The organism is Cognatiyoonia sediminum (genome assembly GCF_900129845.1).
Taxonomy (GTDB): domain Bacteria; phylum Pseudomonadota; class Alphaproteobacteria; order Rhodobacterales; family Rhodobacteraceae; genus Cognatiyoonia; species Cognatiyoonia sediminum.
Map to the genome: position 1 here is coordinate 75,650 of NZ_FQXB01000002.1, position 13,688 is coordinate 89,337.

The window sequence follows — 13,688 nt, forward strand, 5'->3', positions numbered from 1 at the left end:
AATGCCATGTCGTTAGACCAGCCCCATGTAGATACATCGCCTAAGGTGTCGGACGAGGTACGCAAGACGACTTGCTATATGTGCGCCTGCCGCTGCGGGATTAACGTCCACATGAAGGATGGCAAGGTTGCCTACATCGAAGGCAACAAAGATCACCCAGTGAACCAAGGGGTTCTGTGCGCCAAGGGCAGCGCTGGGATCATGCAGCACAACGCGCCTTCGCGCTTGCAGGCGCCTTTGAAGCGAGTTGGTCCGCGCGGTTCTGGCAAATTCGAGGAAATCAGCTGGGACGAAGCGCTCGATATCGCGGTTGGGCTGCTGAAGCCGATCAGAGAGAAAAACCCAGAGAAGCTCGCGTTCTTTACAGGTCGGGACCAATCGCAGTCCTTCACCGGCCTTTGGGCGCAGTCTTATGGGACGCCAAACTTTGCGGCCCATGGTGGCTTCTGTTCCGTAAATATGGCCGCTGCCGGCATTTACACAATGGGCGGTGCGTTTTGGGAATTTGGGCAACCGGATTGGGACCTGACCAAGATGGTGATGATCTTTGGTGTTGCTGAGGATCACGACTCTAACCCGATCAAGATTGGTATCGGTAAGGCCAAGAAAAACGGCGCAAAGGTCGTGGGCGTGAACCCAATCCGCACTGGTTACAATGCTGTCGCCGACGACTGGGTAGGCATCACCCCCGGCACGGACGGATTGTTCATTTTGTCGATGATCCATTGCCTGATGAAAGCGGGAAAGATCGACCTCGACTATCTGGCTCGGTTCACCAACGCATCCGTGCTGATCAACGAAGACCCCAAGAGCGAACAGCGAGGGCTGTTCTTGCGCGATGCTGATGGGCAACCACAGGTCATCGACCGTCGCACAGGTAAGCTTGCGCCGTGGAATGGTGCAGGCGTCGAGCCTGATTTGGCCGGCACCCATCGCGCCAAGGGCGTCACCCACCGCAGCGTGTTTCATTCGATGGCTGAACGCTACATGTCAGACGAATACGCACCTGAGAACGTGGCCGAGAAATGCGGCCTGACCCCTGCGCGCATCCGCCAAATGGCGGCAGAACTAGCGCGGGTCGCGTTTGATGAGGCGATCGAGCTGGACCGCGAATGGGCTGACTTCCGTGGCGTGACGCACAGCAAAATGGTCGGTCGCCCTGTCAGCTTCCACGCCATGCGCGGGATCTCGGCGCACTCAAACGGCTTCCAGACCTGCCGTGCGCTTCACACGCTTCAAATCATCCTCGGCACCGTCGAAACCCCCGGCGGGATGCGGTTCAAACCACCTTACCCGAAGCCAGCAACCGCGCATCCCAAGCCGCATTGCAAAGTGACACCGGGCGAAGCGTTGGATGGTCCGCATCTCGGCTACACGCAGGGACCAGAAGACCTTTGCATCAACGACGACGGCAGCCCGATCCGCATCGACAAAGCCTATTCATGGGAAAATCCGATGTCGGCCCACGGGCTGATGCATATGGTGATTTCCAACGCTCATGCCGGTGTCCCTTACAAAATCGACACGCTGTTTATGTATATGGCGAATATGTCGTGGAACTCCTCCATGAACACATCCGGTGTGATGAACATGCTGACCGACACGGATGAAGACGGGAACTATGTGATCCCGAACATCATCTATTCGGACGCATATTCGTCCGAAATGGTGGCCTATGCTGACCTTGTGTTGCCCGACACCACCTATTTGGAGCGTCACGACTGTATCTCGCTACTCGACCGTCCGATATGTGAGGCGGATGGTGTCGCGGATGCGATCCGTTGGCCCGTCGTGGAACCAGATCGCGATGTGCGCGGGTTCCAATCGGTGCTTTGTGATCTTGGCGGGCGTCTGGGGATGCCGGGTTTTGTCAATGAAGACGGTAGTACCAAGTATAAGGACTACGCTGACTACATCACAAACCACATTCGCCGTCCGGGCGTTGGACCTTTGGCCGGTTTCCGAGGCAATGGCGATGATCATGGCCGAGGTGAGGTGAACCCAAACCAGATCGATCGCTATATCGAAAACGGTGGGTTCTGGATCGAGCATGTGCCGGACGACTGCGCCTACTTCAAACCTTTCAATGCGGCCTATCAGGACTGGGCTGTGAAGATGGGGTTCTATGATGTGGTGCAACCCTACATCTTCCAGCTTTATGTGGAACCGATGCGCAAGTTCCAACTGGCGTCCGAAGGCATCGGCACGCGCCAGCCACCGGATCACTTGCGGGATCGGATCAAAGAAACGATGGACCCGCTGCCAATCTGGTACGCGCCGTTTGAAGACAGTCACGTCGATCCTGACGAATTCCCGATCCACGCGCTGACCCAGCGCCCGATGGCGATGTATCACTCTTGGGGCACACAGAACGCGTGGCTGCGCCAGATTCACGGGCACAACCCGCTGTACCTGCCAACGAAGGTTTGGGAAGCCAACGGCTTTGAAGAGGGCGATTGGGCCAAGGTATCGTCTGCTCACGGTTTCATCGTCGTGCCCGTCGCGCATCAGGCGTCGCTAAACGAAAATACCGTTTGGACATGGAACGCGATTGGGAAACGCAAAGGCGCTTGGGCCTTGGAAGAGGACGCATCCGAAACGACGAAAGGCTTCTTGCTTAACCACCTGATCCACGAGCTTCTGCCACCAAAGGGCGACGGGCTACGTTGGGCCAACTCCGACCCGATCACAGGGCAAGCCGCTTGGTTCGATCTGCGGGTCAAGATCGAAAAAACAGATCAGGCCAATCACTGTTTGCCCGCCGTGCCAGCGATCAAATCACCGGTGCCAAAGGGGCCAAAAGAACTGAAATGGAAGGTTGGAGAATGAGCAATTTGCAGTTCCTACTGCTGATCGAGGCCTTTTTGACCCTGACACTGACCAGTTTCATTTGGTTCATCGCCACTTGGGATGCCGAAAAAGAACAACCTGTTAGCCTGACAGTGCCAACGCCCACTGAGAGGGATTTATCATGACGACACTCCCCCCACCTTCCGCGAAAAAGCTAGGTCTGGTCATCGATCTGGATACCTGTGTGGGCTGTCACGCCTGCGTTGTTAGCTGTAAGGGCTGGAACACGGAAAACTATGGTGCTCCTCTGTCTGACCAAAACGCCTATTCCGCCGCCGGTCAGGGAACGTTCCTGAACCGCGTGCATTCTTATGAGGTGCAGCCGGATCAAGGCGCGGCTCAGCTGATCCACTTCCCGAAATCCTGCCTGCACTGCGAAGATGCCCCTTGCGTCACTGTTTGTCCGACTGGCGCAAGCTACAAGCGGCAAGAGGACGGCATCGTTCTGGTGAATGAACAGGATTGCATCGGCTGCGGCCTCTGCGCTTGGGCCTGCCCTTATGGTGCGCGTGAGCTGGATGCGGCGGAATGTGTAATGAAGAAATGCACCCTCTGCGTAGATCGGATTTACAACGAAAACCTACCAGAAGAAGATCGTCAGCCTGCCTGCGTTCGGACCTGTCCTGCAGGCGCGCGCCACTTTGGTGATCTTGGTGATCCTGACAGTGACGTCAGCCAGTTGGTTGCCGAACGCGGCGGGTTTGATCTGATGCCAGAGCAAGGCACCAAGCCTGTGAACAAATACCTGCCACCGCGCCCTAAGGACGTGGAGCCGGAGATCGATATTCTGGCCCCCTACCTTGAGCCCGTCGCGCAAGACGCCAAGGGTTTGATGGGGTGGCTCGACAAAGCCCTGACAGCCATGCCAGGAGGATCAAAGTAATGCATCCAGCACCATCCGTGATCATCTTCAACACCTTCTCCGGCATCGGATTTGGGTTGCTCTTTTTTCTTGGCCTTGGATTTCCCGCCCCAACAGGCTGGGTCGCTTTCGTGTTTTTCGCCATCGCCTACATCATGGCCGTCGGTGGCCTGATCGCGTCGACCTTCCACTTGGGCCATCCGGAACGCGCGATCAAAGCGTTCAGCCAGTGGCGGACAAGTTGGCTAAGCCGTGAAGGCATTTGTGCTGTTGCAGCTTTGATCATTATGGCGATCTATGGCGCGGGGCTTGTGTTCTTTGGCACCAAACTCACGATTTTGGGTTGGGTCGGCGCTGTTCTGTCCTTGGGCGTCGTCTACACGACCTCCATGATCTATGCGCAAATGAAGACCGTACCGCGTTGGAAGCATTGGAGCACCCCTGCGCTCTTTATCGATCTTTCGGTGGCTGGCGGTGCATTGCTATCGGGCAATATCGTTATTGCTTTGATCATGTTGGTGATTGCTGGCGGCATGACAGCTTACTACTGGGCTACTGGCGACAAGCGCTTCGCAGAAAGTGGGTCGAACCTTGCCAATGCAACGGGTCTCGGCGGCATTGGCAGCGTGCGCGCGTTTGAGCCGCCGCATACCGGGTCAAACTACCTCCTGAAGGAGTTTGCGTTCGAAGTTGGCCGCAAGCATGTTCAGAAGCTGCGCATCATCTCAATGGTCTTTGGCTTTGCCATTCCGTTTGTTTTGCTGCTGATGGTTCAGGCCAGCGCAAGCCATATCCTCGCTCTGTTCGCAGTCATCAGTCACATCGTGGGCGTTCTTGCCCTAAGATGGCTGTTCTTCGCGCAAGCGGAACATGTCGTCGGTCTTTACTACGGAAAACGCTAAAGCCCGCCCCGTTCACAGAACCGGGGCCTCTCACCTCAGCGCCTTGTCCTATCAACCGCGAATACGCTGTTCCGTTTTCGCATCGAAAAGATACATCCGTTCCGGCTCGAAGCTCAGACCGACTTTGTCGCCCTCGCTGACGCGATCATCACCGCGTTCTTCGACAACGAGCTTTTCGCCCGTTGCACCAGACAGATAGGCATATGACACACCGCCAAGGCTTTCCGTCAAATCAACGGTCAATGCATCGCCTTTCGGATCAATGGACAAATGCTCTGGCCGCAAACCGGCGATGACGTCATGACCTTTATAGGCCGTCGCTATCGGCGCCGGTACGGTCATGCCGATGTTCGGAATTTCAACGCCGCCATCCACGACTTTGCCGTCCATGAAATTCATCGCGGGCGACCCAATAAAGCCCGCCACGAATTTATTGTCTGGATCGCGGTAGAGGTCCATTGGCGCGCCGACCTGTTCAATGTTGCCAAGGCGGAGCACAACGATCTTGTCCGCGAGCGTCATCGCCTCAACCTGATCGTGGGTCACATAGATCATCGTGGCGCCGATTTCTTTGTGAAGCCGCGCGATCTCAACCCGCATTTCCACACGCAATTCCGCGTCTAGGTTGGACAGAGGCTCATCAAAGAGGAAGACATCCGGTCCACGGACAATGGCCCGGCCGATAGACACGCGCTGACGTTGACCACCGGACAAGGCTGCTGGCTTGCGGGACAGGTATTCGTCAAGCTTAAGAATACGGCTCGCTTCGGCGACTTTCTCTTCGATCTCAGGTTTTGGGTGGCCATTCATCTTCAGACCAAAGCCCATGTTCTCTTTCACCGTCATGTGCGGGTATAGCGCATAGGTCTGGAACACCATCGCAACACCCCGATCCGACGGATCGAGCTTTGTTACATTACGCTCACCAATGTGCATCTGGCCTTCTGTCGTTTCTTCAAGACCCGCCACCATGCGGAGCAATGTGGATTTGCCGCAACCAGACGGGCCAACGAACACGCAGAACTCGCCATCGTCGATTTCAAGGTCAATGCCGTGAATGACCTGCACGTCACCATATTTTTTGATGACTTTGTTCATGGATACACCGGGCATGGGCTAGAGTCCTGTCGCTTGTTGTTTCTGATGATCTGGGAAAGACCACCTTTGGGCTTCCCGTGAAATGGCATCCGCTGCGGTTTTCAGTAGCGGTACATTCTTTTCGAGGCTTGCGAGATTCGTGCGATCCGTCGTGCTGGTGACGGACATCGCGCCAATCAGGCGGCCTCGTTCGGTGAGAATCGGCATGGCGACGCAGATGATTCCGGGCTCATGTTCCTCACGATCGAAACCGTATCCGTGTTCCCGAATTTCAGCCAATTCTTCCTTCAGCGCTTCGGCATTCGCCAGTGTGTGTTCCGTGAAGATGTGAAAGGATTGTTGGCCAATGACCTTTTCAGCCTCAGCATCGGGCAAAAACGCCATCATCGCTTTACCGACACCTGTGCAATAGGCGGGTCCGACTTTGCCAGCTTGGCTATACATCTCGACCGGCTGCTTTGCATTGCGCTTATCAAGATAAAGCACCTGCGCGCTGTCCAATTGAGCAAGGTGGACCGTCTCACCTGTTTGCTCGCTAAGCTCTTGTAAATAGGGGCTGGCGACTTGAGCGAGTGAGGATTGCTGCCATGCCGCGTGGGCCAATCGCACCAGTCGGGCGCCGGGTGCGTAGGTGGACCGCTCAGGATCAAAATCCAACATGCCTTGGTTCGTCAGCGTTTGGATGAGGCGGTACAGCGTCGGCTTAGGAAAGCGCGATTGAGCGAGCACATCATTGAAGCGCACAGGTCGGCCAAAATTGGCGACCTCTTCCAACACTTCCAATGCTTTGCCAACCGTACCGTCGCCGGATCCGCGTGACATGTTTTCCTCCCTGCTCCGGTCCATCTTCTACGCCGACATTTCGACCGCGAGTAACCGTGAGACTGTTGACAACCTTAGGTGACTCGCGGTTTAGTATCAACATCCAAAACCAGGTTTCGAATAATGAAACTAATTTGAGACACGGTTTACATCATGGAGGCATTTAGGGAGGACACCATGCATTCCATTACGAAAACGTCGCTTGCGGCGTTAGTTGCTGCTGGCGTAGCAACAACTGCAACTGCCGACGGCCACGCGCTTTCCGGCACACTTCGCATCAGCTCTGACATGTCGAACCCAGCACCACGTGCGGTGATGGAAAAGATGGCGGCGGATTTCGATGCGCTTCACCCAGACCTGACTGTGGAACTGACAATCGTTGACCGCGAAGCGTGGAAAACTCAGATCCGCAACGCGCTGTCTGCAAACCCACCAGACGTTGTGAACTGGTATGCCGCAACACGTATGACACCATACGTCGATGCAGGCCTTTTCATGGACATCTCTGATCTTTGGGAAGAGCCTGAAATGGCTGCACTTGCTTCCACGAAGGGCGCTATGACCCTTGATGGTAAGCAGTGGGGCGTGCCTTACACATACTACCAGTGGGGCGTTTATTACCGCAAAGACATCTTTGACGAGTTGGGTCTGTCTGAACCAGCAACTTGGGACGAAGAAAAAGCGAACTGCCAAGCGATCATCGATTCTGGCCGCAAGTGCTACACCATCGGGTCCAAGTTCCTTTGGACCGCTGGCGGTTGGTTTGACTACATCAACTCCCGCACAAATGGTTATGACTTCCACATCGAACTGGCCACTGGTCAGGTTCCATGGACAGACGACCGCGTGCGCGCAACTTTCGCCAACTGGCGCGAGCTGATCGACATGGGCGCCTTCATCGACGACCACCAGTCTTACAGCTGGCAGGAAGCGATGCCGTTCATGATCGACGGTGAAGCAACAGCTTACCTGATGGGTAACTTCTCTGTTGCGGCGTTCCGCGACGGTGGTCTGACGGATGATCAGCTGGACTTCTACCAGTTCCCAGTGATCAACCCAGATGTTGATTATGCAGAAGATGCGCCAACAGATACGTTCCACATCGCCTCTGGTGCTCAGAACGTAGACGCAGCGAAAGCGTTCTTGCTTTATGTCACATCTCCTGAAGTTCAGACCGAGATCAACGGCGGCGACGCACTTGGTCAACTTCCTGTGAACGCGAACGCGTCTATCGCGGATGACAAGTTCATTCAGCAAGGCTTCGACATGCTGTCCAACAATGCTGGCGGCGGCATCATGCAGTTCTTTGACCGTGACTTCGATGCAGAAATGGCATCTGTCGGCATGGAAGGCTTGCAGGAGTTCATGGTGTTCCCAGACAACCTGGATGACATCTTGGACCGCCTCGAAGAAACGCGTCAGCGGATCTACAACTAATCTGATCTGGGGCGGCATTGCGCCGCCCCTTTTCAACCCATTCGCAAGGCCGCGATTGGCCTTCCGCATGAGTTGACCTTGGAAGGGAACGCCATGGCGACAGCCAGCACAAATGCACCACCCCAACGTGGATGGTACAAGCGCAATGAAATTGCGATCACGCCTTGGCTGTTTCTGACACCAGCGGTCCTGTTCTTCTCTGTCTATGTGATTATCCCGATTGGCCAATCTTTCTGGATCTCATTCCATGAATGGGACGGATTGGGTGAGAAGATATTTATCGGAACGGACAACTACGAGCGGCTTCTTGGTCTTGGCGATCAAAGAATGGACCGTAAATTCGAGACGTCCTTTTGGAACAATATTCGCTGGCTTGTTCTCTATCTGCTCGCGATCCCAATGGGCTTGTTTATCGCGCTGCTTTTGAACCAAACGGTCAGAGGTATCCGGCTTTACAAGTCGTTGTTCTTTTTCCCATTCGTGATCTCACAGGTTGTTGTGGGCCTCGTCTTCAGCTGGTTCTACCTGCCGAACGACGGCCTTTTTGATGTAATGACGGGGTGGTTCGGCATCGATATTCGCGGTGGCGTCTTGGGCAACCCAAACACGGCCACCTACGGCATCATTGCCGCTGGCCTTTGGCCACAGACAGCCTACTGTATGATCCTCTATCTGACGGGCCTTAACGCAGTTGATCCGGAGCAGGTCGAGGCCGGTCGTCTTGATGGCGCGCGCGGTTGGAAGATGCTGTGGTATGTTATCATCCCACAGCTCAAACCAGCGACCTTCATTGCCTTCGTGGTCACGATTATCGGTGCGCTTCGGTCCTTTGACTTCATCGCTGTGATGACCAACGGCGGACCATTCGGCTCGACCCGCGTGTTGTCCTTCTACATGTTCGAGGAATCCCTTTCTGAATTCGGGTTCCGTATGGGTTACGGCGCCGCAATCGCTGTCGTCCTTTTCTTCATCATGCTCGGCTTCATCGTCTACTTCCTATACTCGATGTGGCGCGACGAGCAGGCCGCGCGATAGGAGGGCTGGTTAGATGTTTCCAAGACCAATCGAACAGCAATCCCGCTCCGTCCAAGTCGGCTATCAGGCCTTGCTGCCCATCGCGCTGATCCTATGGCTGCTGCCACTGATCGCGGTGATGATTTTCTCAATCAAGCCGGACTCCGATTTTGTTCAAGGCAACTTCTGGGGTCTTCCGTCCTCATTTGAGTTCTTCAACAACTACGGCAAGGTCTTCTTTGAATCTGACATGCCGCGGTATCTGTGGAATTCTGTGGTTATCACAGTCCCAACGGTGATTGGCACCGTGGCGTTGGCGTGCATGACGGGATTTGCCCTCGGCGTTTATCGCTTCAAAGGGAACCTCTTTATCTTCTTTATGTTCATCGCGGGTAACTTTGTTCCCTTCCAAATCCTCATGGTGCCCGTGCGCGACCTGACCGTGAGCATGAACCTTTATGACACGAAGCTTGGCTTGATCCTGTTCCACATCGCCTTCCAAACCGGGTTCTGTACGCTCTTTATGAGGAACTTCATCCGCGCGTTGCCATTCCCATTGATCGAGGCTGCGCGTGTTGAGGGTGTTGCAGAATGGCGCATCTTCTGGTTCGTCGTGATGCCATTGATGAAGCCGGCGATCGCCGCCTTGTCGGTTCTGATCTTCACCTTCATCTGGAACGATTACTTCTGGGCCGTCGTCCTGACCCAAGGGCCGGACGCGCAGCCTGTGACCGCTGGGATCACAGCGTTCAACAGCCAGTTCCGCGCAGCCTATCATTTGATGAGTGCCGGATCGATTGTTGCAGCGCTTCCACCAGTGGCAATGTTCTTTTTGATGCAGAAACACTTTATCGCTGGCCTGACCCTCGGGGCGGTCAAGTAAACGGACGCACAGATGGCAGATTTGATGGCACAGACGCCTAGCGTCTCTGAAACATCTATTGATGGCGTTGGTCTGGATAGGACGCCGCAGCGTCTCAGCAGCGCATGGCGTCTGGATGATGGGCGTCAGACCCTTGTGCTGACCACGCGCAATGATCGCCTGCCGCAAGTCGTCTATTGGGGCGCGCGTTTGCCAGACGATGAAGACTTGGAGACGATACACGCAGCGCATGTGATTGACGTCACGGGTGGCATGTTGGACGAAAATCCAGACCTGTCCCTCTGCCCTGAAGCCACGCGAAGTTTCCCCGGCCAGCCCGGTTTGATCGTCCGAGACGCGGATGGGACGCCGTTGCTTCCCAAGTTTTGCCTGCGATCTGCCGACCAAAACGGCACACTTCAATTAGTGTATGAGGACACAAAGAACGACCTGACGCTGACGTTTGACTTTGCAGCAGATGTAGAGACCAACGTCGTCACGTGCCAGACGACGCTAGACGCCACACGGCCCGTTCATCTGCACTGGCTTGCGGCCCCTGTCCTGCCCGCGCCGCAACAGTCAGAAGAGATGATCGACGTCTCTGGCCGCTGGTGTGGAGAGTTCCAGCTAGGCCGTACGCAATGGTCAGCTGGGATGCGCTATCGAGAGAACCGGACCGGCCGGACAGGGCATGAGCATTTTCCAAGCCTGTTGATCCCGACGATTGGCACGACAAATACGCAAGGCGAATGCTACGGGTTTCACTACGGCTGGTCCGGTGGCCACAAGATGATTGCGGAAGAACTGCAAGATGGCCGCAGGCAAATCCAATGGGGCCACGCCGCCCGCATGGAAACGGAACCGAAGACACAGTTCAAAACCGCACCGCTTTATATCACCTACTCCGACACCGGCCTGAACGGTTGCGCGGTGAGCTTTCAGCGCCACCTGCGGGAACGTATTGTCACGTGGCCGAAACCGAATACGCCGCGCCCCGTACACTATAACTGTTGGGAAGCGATCTATTTCGACCACAAGCTGCCTGTCCTCAAAGACATTGCAGATCGCGCGGCGGCTTTGGGTGCAGAACGCTTCGTGCTCGATGACGGGTGGTTTGGCGAGCGTGACGATGACACACGCAGTCTGTCTGACTGGACGGTCGATCCTCGTAAGTACCCTGATGGTCTATCTCCACTGATCGACCATATCCATGGGTTGGATATGACGTTTGGCATCTGGTTCGAGCCAGAGATGATCAACGAAGACAGCGACATCCACCGTGCCAATCCGCATTGGGTTCTGGGATCGGAAGATCAAACATTGGGGCGTCAGCAGAAGGCGCTGAACATGGCCCTACCTGAGGTACGCGACTATTTATATGATCGGATGTCGGCGATCCTGCGAGATCATGACATCGACTACATCAAATGGGACCACAATCGCGTCTTACCGATGCCTGACGCAGCACAAACGCGCGGCTCTTACGCGTTGATTGAAAGGCTTCGCTCTGATTTTCCTGGGGTGGAAATCGAAAGCTGTGCCTCCGGCGGTGGAAGGATTGATTTTGGCATCCTTGAACGCACCCAGCGTGTCTGGCTGTCAGACAGCAATGACGCGCTCGAACGGCTTCGAATTCAGCATGACGCAGCGCTGTTCCTGCCCTTGGCCGTGACCGGCAGCCACGTCGGCCCACGCGTCTGTCACACCTCAGGCCGGACTTTGGATATTTCATTCCGCGCATGGGTCGCAGCGCAGCGCCATATGGGGTTCGAGATGGACCCAAGAGAACTGACCGACCACGAAGCGCGCGTTTTGACCGAAGTCACATCGTGGTGGAAAGCCAACCGCGATTGGATGACCACCGCCGATATTCTGCGCCTAGACAGCGCAGATCCCGCGGTACTTGCGGAACAACAACACGCAAGAGACGGTAGCCAGTTCGTCGTCTTCGCTGGCAAAGCCGCCACCTCCGCCCAAATCGCGCCGCGCCCTTTGCGCCTGACGGCCCTGGAGCCCGATGCAATGTACTCCATCCGGCTGATCAATCGGGATACCGCATCGCGATTGTCGCGCGGAACGACAGCGCTGAAAACCGACGACCTCACACTTTCAGGCGCATATCTGATGCGCCACGGGGTCACTTTGCCGTGGACATTCCCCGAACGCATGTGGGTGTTGGAAGGGCGGAAGCTATGACAACTGCGCGTTTCCCCGACCTCGACGGCAAGACCGTATTCCTCACAGGTGGTGGCAGCGGGATTGGTGCCGCGTTGACCAAAGGGTTTGTCGACCAAGGGGCAAAGGTGGCCTTTGTCGGGCGGTCTGACTATTCGGATTTTGCGAATGAGCTTGGTGAAACGGCCCAAACCACACCGCTCTTTATTCAGTGCGACGTGACGGACACCCAAGCACTACAAAAGGCGATGCAGCAAGCCGTCGATCAGTTTGGGCCACTAGGTGTACTCGTGAATAACGCTGCGAACGATTTGCGGATGGAGGCGATCGACGTCACCGAAGACCAATGGCAGGACATGATTGACGTCAACCTCAAGCAATATTTCTTTGCCTGCCAACAAGCCGCCCGCCTCATGCCGGACGGCGGCACGATCATCAATTTCTCATCGATCAGCTATATGTTCGGTGCGGCGGGCATGACGCCTTATGTGACGTCAAACGCGGGCATTACAGGAATGACTCGCGCGCTCGCGCGCGAATGGGGAGATCGCAGGATCAGGGTAAACGCTCTTGCCCCTGGCTGGGTTCTGACAGAAAAGCAGCTCGACAAATGGGCAACGCCTGAGGGCCTTGCCAAATACCAAGCAGAGCAGTGCATTCCTGAAATGATGAAACCAGAAGACATCGTTGGGCCAACGCTATTTCTGGCCTCGGATGCCTCATCCATGGTGACGAGCCAAGTCCTTGTCGTCGATGCCGGGCGGGTGGTCACAGGATGAGCAAGGTTGACTGGATCGCCGCCGACTGGGGCACAAGTAACCTTCGCGTCTGGGGCATGTCCCAGAGCGGCACAATCGTTGAGAGTGCCGAGTCCGATTGCGGTATGGGCAAGCTTTCCCGCACTGACTATGAACCAGCGCTCAAGGCGCTGGTTCATCCATGGGTAACTGGCCCGACCACGGTGATCGCCTGCGGTATGGTTGGCAGTCGGCAAGGGTGGACCGAGGCGACCTATGCCACCGTTCCTTGCGAAACCTCACCCAGCGCGTTTTTCGCACCAGACGTGGCCGATCCAAACCTCGATGTGCGCATCATTCCGGGCATTCGGCAGATGGACCCTGCCGATGTCATGCGTGGCGAAGAAACCCAGATCGCCGGTTTCCTCGCGCTTAACCCCAACTGGGATGGCGTGATTTGCCTGCCTGGGACTCACACCAAATGGGTTCATATCAGCGCGAATGAGGTTGTGAGTTTTCAGACCTTTATGACTGGCGAGATGTTTTCGCTTCTCAGCAAGAACTCTGTCCTACGCCACTCCGTCGGCAACGGATTGGATGACGTCGGGTTCAAACGAGGTTTGGATGAGGCGATGGCGCGACCTGAGCGTTTGGCGGCACGACTATTCTCATTACGTGCAGAAGGGTTGTTGAGCGAACAAGACCCTGACATAGCGACAGGTCGGCTTTCAGGATTGCTGATTGGGGCGGAGCTTGCGGGGGCAAAGCCCTATTGGCTCGGCCAACAAGTTGCCGTCCTAGGGGCTGGACCGCTGGCAAAACTCTATGTCGACGCATTGGCAACGCAGTCCGTTCCCGCCATACAGGTGCAGGCAGAGCGCGCCACTTTGGCCGGATTGACGGCCGCCTATCGCAAATACAAGGAGTAG

Annotated in this window: 12 protein-coding genes; 10 read left to right on the forward strand and 2 right to left on the reverse strand. The window is 55.8% G+C overall.

Translation table 11 applies throughout. The annotated features are described in order from the left end of the window. Positions 1 to 6: 6 nt before the first annotated feature. Genes BUA85_RS08610 through BUA85_RS08620 form a run of 4 tightly spaced genes read left to right on the forward strand, consistent with a single transcriptional unit; the run spans position 7 to position 4,614 of the window. On the forward strand, positions 7 to 2,829 hold the full coding sequence (locus BUA85_RS08610) for a molybdopterin oxidoreductase family protein (protein WP_072900551.1): 2,823 nt from the start codon (positions 7 to 9) through the stop codon (positions 2,827 to 2,829). After that, positions 2,826 to 2,975, forward strand: a complete 150-nt coding sequence (locus BUA85_RS16795) for a hypothetical protein (RefSeq protein WP_165611601.1) — start codon at positions 2,826 to 2,828, stop codon at positions 2,973 to 2,975. The genes BUA85_RS08610 and BUA85_RS16795 overlap by 4 nt, the downstream gene beginning before the upstream one ends. After that, complete coding sequence (locus tag BUA85_RS08615) at positions 2,972 to 3,733, forward strand: 4Fe-4S dicluster domain-containing protein (protein WP_072900552.1); 762 nt, start codon at positions 2,972 to 2,974, stop codon at positions 3,731 to 3,733. The genes BUA85_RS16795 and BUA85_RS08615 overlap by 4 nt, the downstream gene beginning before the upstream one ends. Further along, the gene (locus BUA85_RS08620; protein WP_072900553.1) at positions 3,733 to 4,614 is read left to right on the forward strand and encodes a dimethyl sulfoxide reductase anchor subunit family protein; all 882 of its coding nucleotides are present in this window, start codon (positions 3,733 to 3,735) and stop codon (positions 4,612 to 4,614) included. The genes BUA85_RS08615 and BUA85_RS08620 overlap by 1 nt, the downstream gene beginning before the upstream one ends. A gap of 51 nt (positions 4,615 to 4,665) precedes the next feature. Here the strand turns inward: BUA85_RS08620 and BUA85_RS08625 are convergent, their stop codons facing one another. Together BUA85_RS08625 and BUA85_RS08630 are read right to left on the reverse strand one after the other, a co-directional pair. Continuing rightward, entirely contained in the window at positions 4,666 to 5,727 is a 1,062-nt protein-coding gene (locus BUA85_RS08625; protein ID WP_072900554.1) for an ABC transporter ATP-binding protein, read from the reverse strand. A 3-nt stretch (positions 5,728 to 5,730) separates the two neighbouring features. Then, a complete protein-coding gene (locus BUA85_RS08630) occupies positions 5,731 to 6,534 on the reverse strand; it encodes an IclR family transcriptional regulator (protein ID WP_072900869.1) in 804 nt (267 codons plus the stop codon). Between the two features lie 177 nt (positions 6,535 to 6,711). On the opposite strand from BUA85_RS08630, the gene BUA85_RS08635 reads away from it, so the two are divergent. The 6 genes from BUA85_RS08635 to BUA85_RS08660 all read left to right on the forward strand — a co-directional run bounded on the left by BUA85_RS08635 (position 6,712) and on the right by BUA85_RS08660 (position 13,688). Next, a complete protein-coding gene (locus BUA85_RS08635) occupies positions 6,712 to 7,971 on the forward strand; it encodes an ABC transporter substrate-binding protein (RefSeq protein WP_072900870.1) in 1,260 nt (419 codons plus the stop codon). A 93-nt stretch (positions 7,972 to 8,064) separates the two neighbouring features. Then, complete coding sequence (locus tag BUA85_RS08640; RefSeq protein ID WP_072900555.1) at positions 8,065 to 9,006, forward strand: carbohydrate ABC transporter permease; 942 nt, start codon at positions 8,065 to 8,067, stop codon at positions 9,004 to 9,006. A 13-nt stretch (positions 9,007 to 9,019) separates the two neighbouring features. Continuing rightward, positions 9,020 to 9,868 carry a carbohydrate ABC transporter permease gene (locus BUA85_RS08645; RefSeq protein WP_072900556.1) on the forward strand — a complete coding sequence of 283 codons (849 nt, stop codon included), beginning with the start codon at positions 9,020 to 9,022 and terminating at the stop codon, positions 9,866 to 9,868. A gap of 12 nt (positions 9,869 to 9,880) precedes the next feature. After that, positions 9,881 to 12,043: an alpha-galactosidase gene (locus BUA85_RS08650; protein WP_242649031.1), complete on the forward strand. Its 2,163-nt coding sequence runs from the start codon at positions 9,881 to 9,883 to the stop codon at positions 12,041 to 12,043. Further along, positions 12,040 to 12,801, forward strand: a complete 762-nt coding sequence (locus tag BUA85_RS08655; protein WP_072900557.1) for an SDR family NAD(P)-dependent oxidoreductase — start codon at positions 12,040 to 12,042, stop codon at positions 12,799 to 12,801. The genes BUA85_RS08650 and BUA85_RS08655 overlap by 4 nt, the downstream gene beginning before the upstream one ends. Further along, positions 12,798 to 13,688, forward strand: coding sequence for a 2-dehydro-3-deoxygalactonokinase (locus BUA85_RS08660; protein WP_072900558.1), 891 nt, complete (start codon positions 12,798 to 12,800; stop codon positions 13,686 to 13,688). Before BUA85_RS08655 ends, BUA85_RS08660 begins: the two co-directional genes overlap by 4 nt.